General features: G+C 35.3%; 19 protein-coding genes. 7 read left to right on the top strand and 12 right to left on the bottom strand.

All coding sequences use genetic code 11. The annotated features are described in order from the left end of the window. Positions 1–44 precede the first annotated feature (44 nt). The 6 genes from IIF7_RS15730 to IIF7_RS15755 form a co-directional block, all read right to left on the bottom strand. Positions 45–1,103, bottom strand: coding sequence for a nucleoid-associated protein (locus tag IIF7_RS15730; protein WP_084842660.1), 1,059 nt, complete (start codon positions 1,101–1,103; stop codon positions 45–47). Between the two features lie 51 nt (positions 1,104–1,154). After that, positions 1,155–1,667 carry an IS1096 element passenger TnpR family protein gene (locus tag IIF7_RS15735; protein ID WP_084842661.1) on the bottom strand — a complete coding sequence of 171 codons (513 nt, stop codon included), beginning with the start codon at positions 1,665–1,667 and terminating at the stop codon, positions 1,155–1,157. Positions 1,668–1,691: 24 nt separating this feature from the next. After that, positions 1,692–2,717 carry a COX15/CtaA family protein gene (locus tag IIF7_RS15740; RefSeq protein WP_084842662.1) on the bottom strand — a complete coding sequence of 342 codons (1,026 nt, stop codon included), beginning with the start codon at positions 2,715–2,717 and terminating at the stop codon, positions 1,692–1,694. Positions 2,718–2,762: 45 nt separating this feature from the next. Then, complete coding sequence (locus IIF7_RS15745) at positions 2,763–4,193, bottom strand: CCA tRNA nucleotidyltransferase (RefSeq protein WP_084842663.1); 1,431 nt, start codon at positions 4,191–4,193, stop codon at positions 2,763–2,765. Between the two features lie 112 nt (positions 4,194–4,305). Continuing rightward, on the bottom strand, positions 4,306–4,875 hold the full coding sequence (locus IIF7_RS15750) for an L-threonylcarbamoyladenylate synthase (protein ID WP_084842664.1): 570 nt from the start codon (positions 4,873–4,875) through the stop codon (positions 4,306–4,308). 89 nt (positions 4,876–4,964) lie between these two features. Continuing rightward, complete coding sequence (locus IIF7_RS15755) at positions 4,965–5,906, bottom strand: glycosyltransferase family 2 protein (RefSeq protein ID WP_084842665.1); 942 nt, start codon at positions 5,904–5,906, stop codon at positions 4,965–4,967. Positions 5,907–6,115: 209 nt separating this feature from the next. Between IIF7_RS15755 and IIF7_RS15760 the strand changes: the two genes are divergently transcribed. After that, entirely contained in the window at positions 6,116–6,871 is a 756-nt protein-coding gene (locus tag IIF7_RS15760; RefSeq protein ID WP_084842666.1) for a lipopolysaccharide kinase InaA family protein, read from the top strand. Positions 6,872–6,918: 47 nt separating this feature from the next. Here IIF7_RS15760 and IIF7_RS15765 read toward each other — a convergent pair whose 3' ends face one another. The 3 genes from IIF7_RS15765 to IIF7_RS15775 are packed head-to-tail and all read right to left on the bottom strand — an operon-like array spanning position 6,919 to position 9,842. Then, positions 6,919–7,980 (bottom strand): UDP-N-acetylglucosamine 2-epimerase, encoded by a 1,062-nt coding sequence (locus IIF7_RS15765; RefSeq protein ID WP_084842667.1) that lies wholly within the window; start codon positions 7,978–7,980, stop codon positions 6,919–6,921. Beyond that, positions 7,977–9,026, bottom strand: coding sequence for a glycosyltransferase family 9 protein (locus tag IIF7_RS15770; protein WP_084842668.1), 1,050 nt, complete (start codon positions 9,024–9,026; stop codon positions 7,977–7,979). The genes IIF7_RS15765 and IIF7_RS15770 overlap by 4 nt, the downstream gene beginning before the upstream one ends. Continuing rightward, a complete protein-coding gene (locus tag IIF7_RS15775; protein ID WP_084842669.1) occupies positions 9,027–9,842 on the bottom strand; it encodes a 2,3,4,5-tetrahydropyridine-2,6-dicarboxylate N-succinyltransferase in 816 nt (271 codons plus the stop codon). Positions 9,843–9,930: 88 nt separating this feature from the next. On the opposite strand from IIF7_RS15775, the gene ruvX reads away from it, so the two are divergent. From ruvX to IIF7_RS15795, 4 genes are all read left to right on the top strand, one after another. Continuing rightward, complete coding sequence (gene ruvX / locus IIF7_RS15780) at positions 9,931–10,335, top strand: Holliday junction resolvase RuvX (RefSeq protein WP_084842670.1); 405 nt, start codon at positions 9,931–9,933, stop codon at positions 10,333–10,335. Positions 10,336–10,499: 164 nt separating this feature from the next. Beyond that, on the top strand, positions 10,500–11,090 hold the full coding sequence (gene def, locus IIF7_RS15785) for a peptide deformylase (protein WP_084842671.1): 591 nt from the start codon (positions 10,500–10,502) through the stop codon (positions 11,088–11,090). A 57-nt stretch (positions 11,091–11,147) separates the two neighbouring features. Next, positions 11,148–11,576 (top strand): DUF5606 family protein, encoded by a 429-nt coding sequence (locus IIF7_RS15790; RefSeq protein ID WP_084842672.1) that lies wholly within the window; start codon positions 11,148–11,150, stop codon positions 11,574–11,576. A 222-nt stretch (positions 11,577–11,798) separates the two neighbouring features. Further along, entirely contained in the window at positions 11,799–12,146 is a 348-nt protein-coding gene (locus IIF7_RS15795; RefSeq protein WP_084842673.1) for a hypothetical protein, read from the top strand. A 39-nt stretch (positions 12,147–12,185) separates the two neighbouring features. Here the strand turns inward: IIF7_RS15795 and smpB are convergent, their stop codons facing one another. Next, entirely contained in the window at positions 12,186–12,647 is a 462-nt protein-coding gene (gene smpB / locus IIF7_RS15800; protein WP_084842674.1) for an SsrA-binding protein SmpB, read from the bottom strand. Between the two features lie 243 nt (positions 12,648–12,890). Here smpB and IIF7_RS15805 point away from each other — a divergent pair, with 243 nt between their 5' ends. Next, complete coding sequence (locus IIF7_RS15805; protein ID WP_084842675.1) at positions 12,891–13,634, top strand: DUF6503 family protein; 744 nt, start codon at positions 12,891–12,893, stop codon at positions 13,632–13,634. Between the two features lie 31 nt (positions 13,635–13,665). Here the strand turns inward: IIF7_RS15805 and IIF7_RS15810 are convergent, their stop codons facing one another. Together IIF7_RS15810 and IIF7_RS15815 are read right to left on the bottom strand one after the other, a co-directional pair. Then, positions 13,666–14,430, bottom strand: coding sequence for a class I SAM-dependent methyltransferase (locus tag IIF7_RS15810; RefSeq protein WP_084842676.1), 765 nt, complete (start codon positions 14,428–14,430; stop codon positions 13,666–13,668). Between the two features lie 16 nt (positions 14,431–14,446). Further along, on the bottom strand, positions 14,447–15,238 hold the full coding sequence (locus IIF7_RS15815) for a hypothetical protein (protein WP_084842677.1): 792 nt from the start codon (positions 15,236–15,238) through the stop codon (positions 14,447–14,449). A gap of 242 nt (positions 15,239–15,480) precedes the next feature. Here IIF7_RS15815 and IIF7_RS15820 point away from each other — a divergent pair, with 242 nt between their 5' ends. Beyond that, a complete protein-coding gene (locus IIF7_RS15820) occupies positions 15,481–16,881 on the top strand; it encodes an NAD-dependent succinate-semialdehyde dehydrogenase (RefSeq protein WP_084842678.1) in 1,401 nt (466 codons plus the stop codon). The last annotated feature ends 133 nt before the right edge of the window (positions 16,882–17,014 follow it).

A 17,014-nucleotide genomic window follows, 5' to 3' on the forward strand; every position in this document is an offset into this window, starting at 1 on the left:
CCGAAATTATCGAATTTCGGCCTTTATTTTTTTCTATTTAAAGTCTAGCTTTTTTCTTCTTTGTTGAAGTAAACCAGGTAATAATACATTTGTTTTTCTTCGTCCCAACCTTTTTCTACAAATTTATCGGCCGAATCTGCATTCACAAAATCCATTTTAATCTGAATATTGGTATCCAGGTTGATCACGTTTTTTAATTTTTTACGTGCATCGGTCACCGCTTTGTTCGCGATAGGGAAAGTAGTTAGATCTTCGATCTTATATTTTGGCGCTTTCTCGGTTTTATAATTCTGAAATTCAGGTACCAAATCTGGATTATCGATAACCGAGTTTAAGAAGTTTGTTTCTTCAAAATCGTCGTTTTTAGCGAAGTAATCCATACTTCGGTTCATAAACATTACTTCTTCTTTCTTGTCTTCCGCAGGTAAAACTACGTCTTTGGCGAAATTCTGGCAGAATTTTAAATACTTTTTGGTGTAGTAATTTTCATCGGCCATTACATCTACACCCAAAAAGTTCTCTAGCCAGTATTTTGTGTCGTATTTGTTAGAATCGATCGATAAGATCTTGTAACCTTCAGCTCTTTGTTTGTTAAAAATCAATGCTCCTTTATCTAATTTCTGAAGATTGATTCCCTGCTGAACGATCATTTCTAAAATGCTTCCTTTTTCCTGAAATTGTAAGAAATCATGCTTTAATTCAGATTTAAAAATCCCGATTGCAGGAAGCTTTTCGTTATCTAGCTGTGCATTTTCAAAATATACCACATACACTTCACCACTTTTAATGTGTGGATGTGCAGATTGCTCAAAAAGAAGCGTGGTTATCTTTTTTGAAGCCTCATGAATATTTTCAGGATTATCAAAAATAGCATTCGCCAGGTTGTAAAGTTCGTTGAACTCTAGATCGGTTTCATGATCAAATTTGTAATAATTCTCTTCTTTTTCTCTAAAAGGCTTTAGAAAATATTCCTTGATCAAAGGTGTAATTTCGTCATTTAGCTGATAAGGTGCTGCAGACAAAAAGATATTTTCGTTACGGCTTTTGTTACCCACACGATGAATCGATAGGGATTCAATTTGCGCATTATATAAGTTGATCATTCGGTTTAAAAATTATAAGTCGGTAAAAATTACAGCTAAAAATATAGAAAATTAGTTCCAGTTTTCATCAAAAGAAAAACTGTCGTAATCGTCTACATCGAAATCGTCGTTAAAATTTTCGTCTGCCGCAGGATCTTCTTCAGCCTTAAATTCTTTATCTGGCGCATTAGACGGAATTTGCCCGTGTACAAACATTAAATTTGGGTAATCGCGTCCTTCTTCCACCTCTGCAATTTGTGCAAGTTCTACCATAAACGTCCACATATTAAAGAAATCGTACACGTAAAGTAGTTTTGTTTGGTCTTCAGAAAGTACGCTATCTAAAGTTGTTTCATTCATCAAACGAATGCTGTCGTCACCGCCACTCATGTCGAATTGATGAATTTCTTCACCTTGCGTCCATTCGTCATCACTTAAATAAAACGAAGCCATCTCGGTTCCGTCAAAACCAAATGCCTGCACAATGGTGTTATGTAAATCCTCGAGCGTATCGGTTTTTAAAATTTCAATATCTCTAAAAACATCTTCTGCCGTGTCTAGAATTACTCTAAATCGATAAACCATAATTGAAAATTTTGAGCTTCAAAGTTAAGAAGTTTTAAGCGGTTTGCTACTCTTAAAACATTCTAATAATAAATAAAACTGAACACCAAATAATACCGAAGCAATTACCAGGTGTAGTGGCTGACTTAAAAATGGGAAGTCCAGATAATACATGGCCATTCCCGTAAAAATCTCGATCACAATTAGAAAAATGATCCAATTGGTTAAGCCAAGATTGTAAAATTTTTGCTTGTTTTTCCACCAGATAAAAAGGTTTGCCAAAAAGACCAAAACCGAAAATGAGCGGTGAATATAAAATGAAATTTCAGGATTGTTAAGCCATAGATCGCGAGTTCCGTATCCGAATATTTTTACCTGTTCGTCTACAAATTGTCTTACCTGTGTTCCTAAAACTACCTGAATCAAACTCAAAATTATTGATACGAGTACAACTGTTTTAAAAGTTTTAGAAACTTTAAAATCATACATTTTTACTGAAGAATCTGCTAGAATATACAATAAGATCGCTACAATTACCAGCGCCATGACCATGTGCAGGGTAATCCTAACAGGCGCTAAAACTGAATATACCACGGTGGCACCAAGCCAGGCCTGAAATACCATTAAAAATACTGAAAGCCACGATAGGATCGTAAGTCGTTTCCTGGTTTTCCATTTTCTGAAAGATAAAATGGCCATGATCAAAACAGCAAAACCGGCTAAAGCGCCCACTAGTCGGTTAACATATTCAGTCCAGGTATGCAGCGGATTAAATATTGCGTAATCGTGTTTGGTGTAGGTTTCCCAGTTGTCGGGATTATAATTTTCTGCGGAAGTAAAATCGCTTTTGGCAACTTTTAAACTTTCGTCTACAATAATTACCTGCCCTTTTTCATAATCTCGATCTGCCTGAAAAAGAAGTTCAGATTCCTGGGTAGGAGGGATGTAATATCCAAAACATTTAGGCCAATCTGGACATCCCATTCCGCTTCCCGTCATTCTTACCACTGCACCTGCGATGATGACCAGGTACACTAAAACCAGTGCAATTTTTACCGAATTTCGATACACAATTTCAATTTTTTATAAGTGAATTATTGGGAATTTCCTGATGTTTTAATCTTGTTTTGATACTTCCTTTAAACCAAGTTTTTTACCTCTGCTAAGCATAAGTTCTTTTGCAGCGGCATGATCATTTGGGATTTCGCCTTCTAAAATTGCTTCTTTAATGGCATCTTTTATAATCCCAACTTCTCTACAAGGCTTAATATTGAAGGTTTCCATAATTTCTTCTCCACTAACCGGCGGTTGAAAATTACGAACATGATCACGTTCTTCAACTTCTTTCATCTTTTGCCTTACGATCTTGAAGTTGTTGTGGTATTTTTTGTAGCGACGCGGATTTTTAGTCGTGATATCGGCCTCGCATAAGGTCATTAGATCATCGATATTTTCACCGGCATCAAAGATCAATCTTCGTACAGCGGAATCTGTAACATCATCATCTACCACCGCGATTGGTCTGGAACTCATTAATACCATTTTTTGGACAAATTTCATCTTGTCGTTTAGTGGCATTCTAAGTCGCTTAAAAAGTTTGTAAACCATTTTAGATCCTACAAACTCGTGGCCATGGAACGTCCAGCCGTTCCTTTTATGGAATTTCTTTGTTGGGGCTTTACCAATATCATGTAATAGCGCCGCCCAGCGTAACCAAAGATTATCGGTGTTTTCGCTAATATTATCAACCACTTCAAGCGTGTGCCAAAAGTTATCTTTATGGCGTTGGCCTTCAATTTCGTCGATTCCTTCCAAAGCGGTAAGTTCAGGAAGGATAAGTTTTAAAAGCTTTGTTTTATGTAACAGTGCAAAACCTTTAGAAGGTCTTTCAGAAAGAAGGATTTTATGCAATTCTTCTGTAATTCGCTCTTTAGAGATAATTTTTATGCGCTTGTGATGCTCTTTTATGGCATCTAAAGATTTCTTCTGAATAATAAAATTAAGCTGCGATGCAAAGCGTATAGCTCTTAACATTCTAAGAGGATCGTCTGAATAGGTGATTCCTGGCTCAAGCGGAGTCCTTATCAATTGCGATTTTAAATCTTCAAGTCCGCCAAAAGGATCCAGTAAATCACCAAAATTAGCTTTGTTATGACTTAGAGCTAATGCGTTAATGGTAAAATCCCGGCGATTCTGATCATCTTCAAGGGTTCCATTTTCTACAACCGGATTTCTACTACCTTCAGAATAACTTTCTTTTCTGGCACCAACAAATTCGATTTCCATATCGAAAGCTCGAAGCATTGCCGTACCGTAGTTTTTAAAAACCTGCACTTTTGGTTTATGCGGAAGTAGCTCAGAAACTTTTAGCGCCAGGTCGATTCCGCTGCCAACGGCAACAACATCGATATCTTTGGCATTACCACGTTGTAAAATAAAATCTCTAACAAAACCACCAATAACATAACTTTCTAACTGAAGTTCTTCGGTTGCCTGAGAAATTACCTTAAAAATTTGATGATCTAAAGCTTCGCTATAATTCTTCACTACATTAATTTTTCGCCACGAATACAGATACCTATAAAACGCTCATTTTAAAGTCTAAAAAAACCTATGAAATTTGGCTAATTTTATAAAACCTTATTCGTGGTTTAGCAATCTATTTACGTATTACTTTAACCGTTCCGTCGTTACTAAGTTTAATAATAGCCGATGGTTTGGAAGATTTTTTAGACTGGTGCAAATTTACTACATAGTCCACACCTTTTAAAATTTCAGGGCTAATTTGGGAAAAAGAATCCGGTGTTGGTTGCCCGCTAATATTCGCAGAAGTAGACACTAAAGGTCGGCGTAATCTTCTGGTTAATTCCTTACAAAAAGGATCTTTAGTAACTCTTATAGCAAGGGTGTTATCTTCAGCAATTACATTTTCAGCCACTCTAATAGGATCGTCGTAAATAATAGACGTTGGTTTTGCAGCGTACTTTAAGATGTCGTAAGCAACTTCTGGAACTTCTTCTACATATTCATTCAGCATTTTAAAATCTGAAACCAAACAGATCATCGATTTGCTTTCTGCTCTTTTCTTAAGCGCAAAAATCTTATCAATGGCATCTGCGTTGGTGGCATCACAGCCAATTCCCCAAACCGTATCGGTAGGATAAAGAATAATTCCGCCTTTTTTAAGAACGGCTAAACAATTTTGAATTTCAGTCTTTTTATCTTCCATAGTTACCTTGCTAACGACCTGCAAAGATACTTCAGAAAATTTACGAAACCAGTTTTAAGTCAAAATTCCTTAAAATCAAGGCATCTTTTTTAAATCTCTTTGATCGATTGCTTTTGTTTAAGTGATTTAGAAAGACTGGCGCCGCCAAGTAAAAGTCTAAACAACGGGAAATATTTAGGTTTTACGATACAGGTTAAACCATACCGAATGCGTAGAAAATTAAGTAAGAATTGATGTGCTAAAAAGCCATAATGTTTACGAGTATGGTAAAGCAAGGAGATCTTTAATTCTCGTTTAATAAGGATATTTACACTCTTTTTAATACTTACACTTTTAAAATGAATGTATTGCGCTTCAGGAAAAATATAGGCGTATTTTTTTCGCTCTTTTAAAAGTCGTAAGCCAAGATCTGATTCTTCGTAGTAGAGAAATAAATTGGTGTCGAAACCTCCAATATTATTAAAATCTTCAGCATTAAAAAACATAAACGATCCCTGAACATAGTTTACTGCAGTAGGCTTATCGAAGAATTTTTTCCGACTGGGATATTTTTTTGGATTTACTTTTTCCAGAAATCCGCGTTTTAAAATTTCCCTGCTAAGTGAAGAAAAGTGATCTATAGTACTTCTAAAATTTTTGTCTTCATCTAGCATTTGTGGCGAGCATACACCGGCATCTGGCGTAGCATCCATAAAATCTTTTAAAACCCAAAGACAATTATTGGTAAGCTGTAACGTATCGTTATTGATAAAAGCATAATAATTGCAATTCGAGACAGCATTAACGCCAATCATATTTCCTGCCCCAAAGCCAAAATTTTGTTTGCTTCTTATAAGCTTTGTGTTCGGAAAGTTTTTTTGCTGAAGCTCACTTTCTAAAAGTAAATAATCCTCTTTTTCTGAAGCATTATCTACCACTATAACTTCTATCGCTTCAGTATTTTGATGGGTTTCAAAAATCGAAGCCACGCAATCTAGTGTAAATTTAGCAGTGTTATAATTTACGATAATACAACTTATAGCGATGCTCATGTTAGAGATTTAGAGATGTTTTTCTTGAAATATGTTCTAGAAACGTTTAAAACTGATAATCCTGATTTATTATTAAAATTAGATTGCAAAACGTGTCTAAAATACCAAAATTTGACTTTTAGCCTAAGAACTCCTAAGTTTTTTATAAGGTCATAATACTATTCATATTTTAATTAGTCTTTAAATTTCTATAATCGTAATTTTGCAATATGAAAATCGTATACGCAGACGCTTTTAAAGACCAGGCTGGAAAAATAGATCAGATTTTAGCTGATTTTTCAGAGAAAGGGAAAACGCTTAGCAGTGGCCGAAATATCATTAAAACCTTCGATCTTAATGGTAGGCAGGTGAATGTGAAATCGTTTAGGATTCCAAACCTGATCAATAAGATCATTTATCGTTTTTTTAGAAAATCGAAAGCTGCGCGAAGTTTTAGTTATGCTGAATATCTTTTATCCAGAGAAGTGGGGACTCCTTTTCCTGTTGCTTATGCTGAAGAGTGTAAGTGGATCACATTTGGCCGCAGTTATTACATTTGTGACCATTTAGAATACGATTTTACCTTTAGAGATATCGAGAAATTTGAAGATGAAGCACAAAAAGAATCGGTTTTAAGGGCTTTTACACGCTTTACTTACGAGCTTCATGAAAAAAATATTGAGTTTTTAGATCACTCTCCAGGAAATACGTTAATACAAATCGATGGCGATCAATTTGAGTTCTTTTTGGTCGATTTAAACCGAATGAATTTTAAGCGGTTGGATTTTAAACAGCGCATGAAAAATTTCGCTCGCCTTACGCCTAATAAGGAAATAATCAAGATTATGGCTAACGAATATGCTATAATTACAGCCTGGAACGAAAATGAAGTTTTTGAAACCATGTGGGGCTACACTCAGGAATTTCAGGAGAAATTTTTGAGGAAAAAAAGGCTAAAGAAAAAGCTTAAATTCTGGAAAAAGTAATTTTCTAATTCGCCATAAAAATATCTCCCGTTTTTATCGAATATCGACTATCGATTAAAAGGTTTTCTATAGCTTTTTAAAGTAAAATAATTCAGTTTTTTTCTTAATTGATAGCGTCTTACCAGGTTTAAAGGTTTGTTGGATAATTCAGATTTATCAGTGTGTAAAACATCAATACAGGTAGAAATTACGCGCTCGCTGCTTTTTCCATCAAAATAAGGATGCGTGTCGTAGATGTAAGATTCGATGTTTTTCAGTAGTTTTTCTGAAGGTGAAAAAGCTGCTCTAATGGCGCTTTCAATTTCTTCAGCATTAGAAATATTGATAAGATGATTGGCAGGTTTATTATTTCTAAAAGTCACTACCGGTTTTTTCTGAAGTATAAACTCGGTAATTGCAGATGTAGTGTCTGAAAACATGATATCTGCCTGGCGAAACAGCGGAATAATATCTGTAGTATCGTAATATTTGAAGTTTTCGTGCTGCATTTTTTTAACGATCTCAATTTTCTCTTTATCCATTTTTGGATGCAGCACAGCCAGAAACTCAAATTCGCCAGTTTTCGATAATCTTTTTATTTCAGCGATCACTTCTTCATTATACAACCAACTGTATTTTGGAGAGAAGGTAGAAGAAAGCAATATTGTAGGTTTTTCACGCTTATTTTCTTCAATCTTAAACAAAGGATCTACTTTAGACCAACCGGTTTCTCTCACTAAAAAATGATTCTTTTTTTGCTGAATTTCCTTAAACGGAATGGTCGTCGATGGACCTTGCGTACAATAAAGATCAAATAAACCACGAATTCTAAAATGACCTTTTTTGTCGCTATGTTTATGGGCTAAAAATCCATGAAAAATCTGCACTTTTAATCCCGGTAGAAAATCGGCAACAACATCTGTAATGCATAGCACGATATCTGGATTGTAATCTATCGCGTCTTCAATTGTTTCGATCAAATCCCCATTTTCAGGGAAATAGGATCTGGGAGGATCCAACTCTGTAAACCATTTTACCTCGTAGTTTCTTTTCCTAATTTCTTCCTGAAGCGGTAAACCAATCGGCAACGCATAAGTATGACTTATATAAATTAAAAAGCGATAGGTCATTTAGTGTTCAATTTTAGGAATTGGTCTAGCGGTTCTTCAATATAAGCTGGTAAAAATTTCTCGTAAAGCTCAAATGCATCTTTGTGCAAATCGTCCTGACTTTTTTCAGCAAATAATTCCGGAGAAAAATCTTTTAAATGAACCGAAACATTCTGCTTTCCGTCTTCATAAATATTCCAGTTCGTTTTGTTTAAAGGCGGAGAAAAAATCGCAAAAGATGGGATATTTAAAGCTTTCGCCATGTTTATAGCGCCACCTTCATTCCCAATGATCGCATCACAAAAACTGGTAAGAGCTAAAAATTCTCTCAGACTTTTTCCGTAGATCTCAAGATGAATTTTCTGCTTGGTTTGCGCATTGCAATAACCAATTAAAGTTGAAATTTGATCTTTTTGGCTTGGGATATAATTAAATAAAATAGCCGTATTTTCTTTGGCTGCGATCTGGTCTAAGAGCCTGGCCAAATAGGGGAGCGGATAGGTTTTCTTTTCTGAACTTCCTAAAGCCCCGATCATATAAATAGAATCTGAAAGATCCACGCCACCTTCAATTAAAATTCTTTTAGCTTTTTCACGTTCAGCATCGCTCAAGAATATTTTTGGTTTTAGCTGAAGCGGAGCATTTTTAATAAGCGGAGTAAGCAATTGCATTCGCTTTTCGATCGCAGCACCTGCATGTGTTTTAGCCTGAATTTTTCGGCTAAAAACATGTGTGTAGAATGGGCGGGTATATTTTTTATCGAATCCAATTTTATATTTCGACCCAGATAAACTGGTAAGAATCGATGTTTGTACCGTAGAATATGCATCGATAATGGCGTAGTATTTTTCAGATCTAATTAGCTTCAGTAATCTATAAAAAGGAAGCTCATTTTTACCGAATATCAGCTTATCGATAAAAGGATTGTTTTCTACAACCGCCTTAGTGTGCGGATAAATTAGGTAATGCAACTGCGCTTTAGGATAAGCATCCCGAAGTGCCTCAAATAAGATTGAGGACGTAAGAACGTCCCCAATCATTTTTTGCTGTATTACCAGAATTTTCATTTATACCGCAACATCATATTCTCTAAGCGCATCGTTTAGAGAAGTTTTTTTGTTGGTACTTTCTTTACGTTTCCCAATAATTAATGCACATGGTACATTAAATTCTCCCGCTGGGAATTTTTTCGTGTAACTTCCAGGAATCACTACAGATCTTGCAGGAACAATTCCTTTCATTTCTACAGGCTCGTCACCAGTTACATCGATAATTTTTGTTGAAGCAGTAAGTACAACATTTGCTCCAAGAACGGCTTCTTTTTCTACACGTACACCTTCTACAACGATGCTACGAGATCCTAAGAATGCGTTATCTTCAATAATTACAGGAGAGGCTTGCAACGGCTCTAAAACACCACCAATACCAACACCACCACTAAGGTGAACGTTTTTACCAATTTGTGCACAACTACCAACAGTTGCCCAGGTATCTACCATAGTACCTTCGTCTACGTAAGCACCAATGTTTACATAACTTGGCATCATAATAACACCGCTAGAAATGTAAGCACCGTGTCTTGCTACAGCGTTTGGTACTACACGAATTCCTTTTTCTTTATAACCTCTCTTTAAAGGCATTTTATCGTGGTACTCGAAGATTCCAGCTTCAAGAGTTTCCATTTTCTGGATAGGGAAGTAAAGCACAACACCTTTCTTAACCCACTCGTTTACCTGCCAACCACCTTCAACTGGCTCGGCAGTTCTTAGTTTACCTTCGTCCAAAAGAGTAACAACTTCTCTAATGGCATCGGTAGTTTCTTTATCTTTTAACAGCTCGCGATTTTCCCAGGCTGCTTCGATTTTCGCTTTTAAGTGATCCATAAATCTAATTTTTAGCAAATATAATAGCTTCATTGTAATTTTTGGGGAGCTATGGATATAAACCTTACCTTTGCATAAATTTTGAAGTATGGCAAGAGTAATGGCATTAGATTATGGAGTAAAGCGAACGGGAATCGCCGTTACCGATGAACTTCAGATGATTGCCAGCGGACTTACCACAGTTGACACTCCATCTCTTTTAAATTTTCTTGAGGATTATTTTAAAAAAGAAAAGGTAGAAACCGTGGTGGTAGGAGAGCCAAAGCAAAAGGATAATTCGGCCAGCCAGAGTGAAGTTTTTATTGCTGAATTTCTTAAAAAATTCACCGAAAAATTTCCTGATATGAAGCTGGTACGTGTCGACGAGCGTTTTACCAGTAAAATGGCTTTTCAAACCATGATTGATAGCGGACTCAAAAAGAAGAAGCGACAAAATAAAGCTTTGGTCGATGAAGTTAGCGCAACCATTATCCTTCAGTCTTATCTTTATTAAACTTTTCAGGATTAAATAAGTCCAATTTAAGATAAGTATTTACTTCAGAATTAAATTAGATAATGTATGATGTTTTATTATTTGAATTCAATTATACTTATTCATGATGCATTAATCATTTTGCAATAGACATTACAATTTAAAAAGAGAATAAAGAACAGTATATGATTTTACCAATAGTTGCCTACGGTGATCCGGTGTTAAAGAAGATGGCAAAACCGATTGATAAGGATTACCCTAAATTAGAGGAATTAATAAGTAATATGTGGGATACCATGTATAATGCCTACGGCGTTGGTCTTGCTGCACCACAGGTTGGGGTTCCTATCAGATTATTTGTGATCGATGCCGCTCCTTTTGCTGAAGATGATGATCTAAGTGCTTCTGAAAAAGAATATTTAAAAGGATTCAAAAAAGTTTTTATCAATGCGAAGATCATAGAAGAAACCGGGGACGAATGGGCTTTTTCTGAAGGTTGTTTAAGTATTCCAGATATTAGGGAAGATATTTTTAGAAAACCAGAGGTAACTATCGAATATCAAGATGAGAACTTTGAGACAAAAAAAGAAACTTTTACCGGTTTAGCGGCACGTGTAGTTCAGCATGAGTACGATCATACAGAAGGAATTCTTTTTACTGAAAAGATCTCCAGCCTAAAGAAACGACTGATTAACGGGCGTTTAAAAAAGATTTCTTCAGGAAAAATTAGAGTAGACTATAAGATGCGTTTTCCAAGCGCAAAAAAAGGTCGTTAATATTTTTGATAATTTAAAGCGGGGTGTGATATTTGCCACCCAAATTCAAACGAGACTATGGCATTAGATAAAATTTTAGCAATATCAGGGAAACCAGGTTTGTATGAGCTTGCTGCACAAACCAGAGGAGGTTTTATTGCAAAATCAATCTTGGATGGAAAAAAAATTGCAGTTAATATGCGTCACAATGTGAGCATTCTTAGCGAAATCGCGATTTATACCTATACAGAAGAAGTGCCTTTGGGGCAGGTTCTAGAAAATATTAAACAAAAAGAAGATGGTGGTGAAGCTATTAGCCACAAAGCTTCTAAAGCACAACTGGAAGATTATTTTGCTGAAATATTACCAGATTACGATGTAGATCGTGTATATACTAGTGATATTAAAAAAATTATCCAGTGGTATAATCTTCTTACCAAAAATGGTTTAAATGATTTCTCTAAATCTGAGGAAGCTGAAACCGAAACTTCAGGAGAAGAAGAATAGATAAAGATTTATTTCAAAACAGAGAAAAACCTGTTTTAGCAGCTTGCTGAAACGGGTTTTTTATTTGTCTGAAAATCAGTTATTTGTCAAATCTAGTAATTGATGATTTGATAAAATTTAACTTATATTATTAATAAATTAACGATTTCTAATCGCATTTTAATCTAAATCCAATAATATTTTAAATCGAAGCCAATAGTTTTGATTTAAAATCAAGTACCAATGAGAACTATATTTTTATTTTGTTTTAGCCTGTTAATTTCTGGTCTAAGTTTTGGCCAGGAACAACCACAAAACGTAAAAGAAGGAGATGTTTTTACGATCAATTCAAGTAGTAATTTAAAATATGAATTCCTAAAACTACCAAAGTTAAATATGTTGGTAAAGCAGGGAGAACGACCAAATTATAAGAAATTAAACGGATTGGAAGTAGAGGTTGTTTCTGTAGAAAAAACTAAAGAAGGAACTTTTGCAGTTCTAAAAAGAACAGACGATGAAGATTTTTTTATTCATCGTAAAACAATAAAGGCCAATTTAGATAAGGCTTTTAGTTACGGGGAGTTAAAGTAGATTAGATTATTTTTTCCAAACTAAAAAGGAGTATAGTTTTTAATTATACTCCTTTTTTATTCTATCTAATTTACGTTTGTTATCACGATCTTTAATGGTTTCTCGTTTATCGTAAAGCTTTTTACCTTTAGCAAGGCTAATTTGCATTTTTGCGAGTCCGCGATCGTTAATAAATAACCGAAGCGGAATAATGGTTAATCCTCCATTTTTAACCTCTTTTTCAAGTTTTCGTAATTCTCTTTTTTGCAATAGGAGTTTACGTTCACTCTTTGGATTATGGTTAAAATGGGTAGCATGTGAATATTCTTCTACATGCATATTAATTACATATAATTCGCCATCCTGAAATTCACAAAAACTCTCTGCAATAGAGGCTTTACCCTGGCGTATCGCTTTAATTTCGGTTCCAGCTAATTTTATTCCTGCCACATATTTGTCCAGAAATTCATATTGAAATTTAGCCTTTCGGTTTTTGATATTTATAGTGTTAGCCTGTTTCATTTCAATTCAAAAAATTTGGAAACTCATTTTTTAGATGTTGTGCTAAATAGTTTCCTTTTATATAATGCCTGTTCTGCGCTTTTTTGACTTACAAAAATAGTAAGCTTCACAAGATTATTAACGCATTTTACAAAAATCGTAACAAACAAAAGTAAGAATTCATTTTTACTCCACTTCAATCAGTGGTCACTAATTCCTCGAGAACCTGAAAGGAATTATTATCTTTGCCGACAATTTTAGCCTATGAAAAAAATTACCCTACTCCTTCTAATTTCAATATTCAGTATTTCCTGTCAGCAAAAAGAGCTTGATGCCAAAGAGATTATCAACAAATCTATCGAAGTCTCTGGTGGAAAGAAATATGATTCTGCAACAATATCTTTTAATTTTAGAAATAAACATTATAAAAGTACCAGGAAAAATGGCCAATATCAACTAGAACGCCATCAGGAAGATTCCTTGGGAAATAAAATCATCGATAAATTATCGAATAACGGCTTTACACGCACAAAGAACAGCGAGAACATTGCTTTGGCAGATTCTACAGCCAGTGCATACTCAAATTCGGTAAATTCAGTACATTATTTTGTGCAATTACCTTACGGTCTAAATGGTGAAGCGGTGAATAAAGATCTTTTAGGGAAAGACAGTATAAAAGGTAAAGAATATTACGAAATTAAAGTTAGTTTTAATCAAGATGGTGGCGGCACCGATTACGAGGATGAATATCTTTACTGGATCAATACCAATACATTCACGGTAGACTATCTGGCGTACAGTTATCACGTAAATGAAGGCGGAATGCGTTTTAGAGAAGCCTTTAATGAACGAATAGTAAACGGAATTCGTTTTGTGGATTATAAAAATTATGCTGAAGACGATCTTTCTACACCTTTAGAAAGTCTTGATGAACTTTATGAAGCCGGCGAATTAGAATTATTTTCTGAAATTATTACTGAAGATGTTGAGGTTAGTTTTTCAGAATAGTTTTTCTCAACGCTGATTCTTAAATTCAATATTAGCTGTTTTTATAAGCAATTATTCGTAAACGCCGATAATCGGCATACCAGCCATCTTCTTTTAAAAGTGCTGGTTTTAGTCGGTTTTGAACTTCATTTTTAATGATTTCAGCGTCATTTTCAGGAATTCCTTCAAAAAAAGTCTTCCCAAACATCGAAATCCAGTCGATTATACCAGTTTCTTTATCAGCTAGTTTGGTAGGCCGATCGTATAATTCGGCTAAACGAACTTCAAAGCCTGCTTCTTCCAAAATATTGGTATATTCAGCAATAGAAGGGAAAAACCATAAGTTGATATTGGCCTGTTTTGGATAGTTTTTTTCTTTCAATACGGCTTTTAGTGTCTGTTCGATTTTCTGAACATTTCCTTTACCCCCAAATTCGATAATTAAGCGACCTTTTTTATTTAAATGCTGAAACATATTCGCCGCTGCTGCTTTATAATTTTTTACCCAATGCAAAGTGGCATTCGAGAAAATAGCATCAAATTTTTCAGCAAAATCAAAACTTTCAGCATTAGCAATTCTAAATTCTAAGTCTGGGAAATTACTTTTGGCGCTTTTAATCATGGCTTCAGAAGCATCCATGCCAATAACTTTTGCTCCGCTTCTCGCAATTTCCTCAGTCAGTTGCCCGGCACCACAGCCCAGGTCTAAGATCAATTCATCTTTCTGCGGCTTTAAAAGTTCGATTAGTGAACTTCCGTAGTGAAAAACAAAATCATGCTTTGTATTATACAATTTCGCATCCCAGCTTGTAGCCATTTTTTTAGGTTTTTGGTTAAATAGAATCGGTACTTAACGAAGCAGTTTCTGCTAGTTCTTCTTTTAAACGATATTTCCAGCGTAAAGTTTCTGTGTATTCCAGTCCAAAATTGGTCTCGGTTTCCAGGTAATATATTTCGGTTTCAAAATCATTAAAAATCTCGTTGTAGATTTCTTCAGCAAACTTTTGCCACTTCATTTGCGAGTCGATTTTGGCTTCGATAAAAGCTTCACGCATTTTACGGGCGTAAAGTTCTAAAAGATCAAATTTAAGCTGATTGTATTCTAATTGATGCTTATTTTGATAGTTAGGTTGGATATAACTGCAACTAAAAACGATAATTGGTAAAACTTCAACCCGGCCTTTCGCTCCAATTTTGTAATCTTTATAATCTACATTTAAAGTGGCGCAAAGAAAAGAAGGACGTTCTAGTTTTGGCGCACTTTTAAAATGCTTCCAATCTACAGGATGTTCCCGGCTCCAAATAAGCATGTTCTGAAATGCAAAAACATCTTCTAATCTAAGGATGTTAAACTTTATCTGGTGACAGCTGGAAAATTTACCCGGTAATTTATGTGATGTAATTTTGATGGCGTTACCACCAAGTTTTCGAGCTTCATTTCTTGCATGATCCAAAACATGCTCGTAGCTGCAATCTACCGTAAAACCACCATCTTTTAATTGAAATTCGCCTATAGTCTCATAGGCTATAGAATCTGGGATAGTTTTGTTCTCTTCGATAATTGCTACGGATTCATTTTTTTTAAGCGGAGCAAATTGTTGTGCGGCTTCTCCTTTTAATTTCATTTTAGAAGCGCAGGAGATGGTACTAATAATAAATAGCAGACAAATACATTTTCGCATGGAAACAGGAAACTTAAATTTAAATGTAGCGAATTAATATCAAATCTATGATTATCTAAATGAAGAATTAATACCATATCGTTTTTTGTTAAGAAATCTCAATTAACTAGAATTTCAAAAAGCTTTAACGGGGCTTTATAAGCAAAGCCTGGAGTGCTAACGTACCTTAGAAAAAAATAAAAGCTATGAGTACATTAATTGAAAACGATGTTATTACAACGATCAATCCAGCGACAGGTGAAAAACTTAAGGATTATCCGTTAATGACTAATGAAGAAGCTAGTGAAGCAGTTAAGAAATGTCACGAAGCTTTTGTAGACTGGAAACACAAATCTTTAGAGGAAAGAGGTGCAGTTCTTAAAAAAATTGCTGAAACTCTTAGAGATTATAAATCTGAATTTTCTCAGCTAATGACCAAAGAGATGGGAAAATTAGTGAGTCAGGCAGAAGAAGAAATAGATCTTTGTGCTACAATTTGTGAATATACTGCTGAAAATGGCGCTAAAGAATTACAAAACGAACCAGAACGTGAATTACCAGGTGGTGGTCGCGGAATTATAACGTATTCTCCAATTGGTGTGATCTACGGAATCCAACCATGGAATTTCCCAGCCTACCAGGTAGTACGTTATGCGATCGCAAATCTAATGGCTGGAAACGGAGTGTTGTTAAAACATGCTGAAGGAACCACAGGATCTGGTTTAATGTTGGAGGAAATCTTCGAAAGAGCTGGTTTACCTAAAAACTTATTTAAAGTATTGATCATAGATCACGATCAGTCTAATGATATTATCGATAATGATTTTGTTAGAGGAGTAACTTTTACCGGAAGTCCGAACGGTGGTAGAGCAGTAGCAGAAAAAGCTGCAGGAAACCTTAAAAAGACTGTACTTGAATTAGGATCTAATGATGCGTATTTAGTATTAGATGATGCAGATCTTGACACTACAGTAGAATGGAGTGTGAAAGGTAGGATCTATAATAATGGTGAGACCTGCGTGGCTGCAAAAAGATTTGTAGTAACCGAGAAGAATTATGATGCGTTCTTAGAAGCATTTACAGAAAAAATGAAGAATGTAAAAATGGGAGATCCTACTAAAGAAGACTCTCAAATAGGACCAATGGCACGTAAAGATCTTCGTGAAAAGTTACATGATCAGGTAGAAGAAAGTGTGAAGAACGGAGCGAAAGTGCTTTGTGGAGGAGGAATCCCAGACGGCGATGGGTATTTTTATCCGGCAACTGTATTGGCAAATGTGAATCCAGGACAACCAGCTTACGATGATGAACTTTTTGGCCCTGTAGCCTCTGTAATTAAAGCAAAGGATGACGAAGATGCTATTAGAATTGCAAACGATAGTAGATTTGGTCTTGGTGGCGGAATCTTCTCTAAAGATGAGAAAAAAGCGATCGAGCTAGCCGAAAAGCATTTTGATACAGGAATGGTATTTATTAACTCTTTTGGCGTGGCACAACCAAATATGCCATTTGGAGGAGTTAAAAACTCTGGGTATGGTAGAGAACATGGTGGCTTTGGGATCAAAGAATTTGTAAACACCAAAGCGATCAATATTTTAGAAGGATAATATTGAACAAATAAAAGACGCTGGATTTAGTTTCAGCGCAATTGGTTGGAGAAAAAGCCGTGAATTAGTTTTCACGGCTTTTTGTATTGGCACCGCCAAAGGGAATAGTACTCCCCCAAGCTTACCTCGAGAT

Source organism: Zunongwangia atlantica 22II14-10F7, from assembly GCF_002094855.1.
In the GTDB taxonomy this organism is placed as follows: domain Bacteria; phylum Bacteroidota; class Bacteroidia; order Flavobacteriales; family Flavobacteriaceae; genus Zunongwangia; species Zunongwangia atlantica.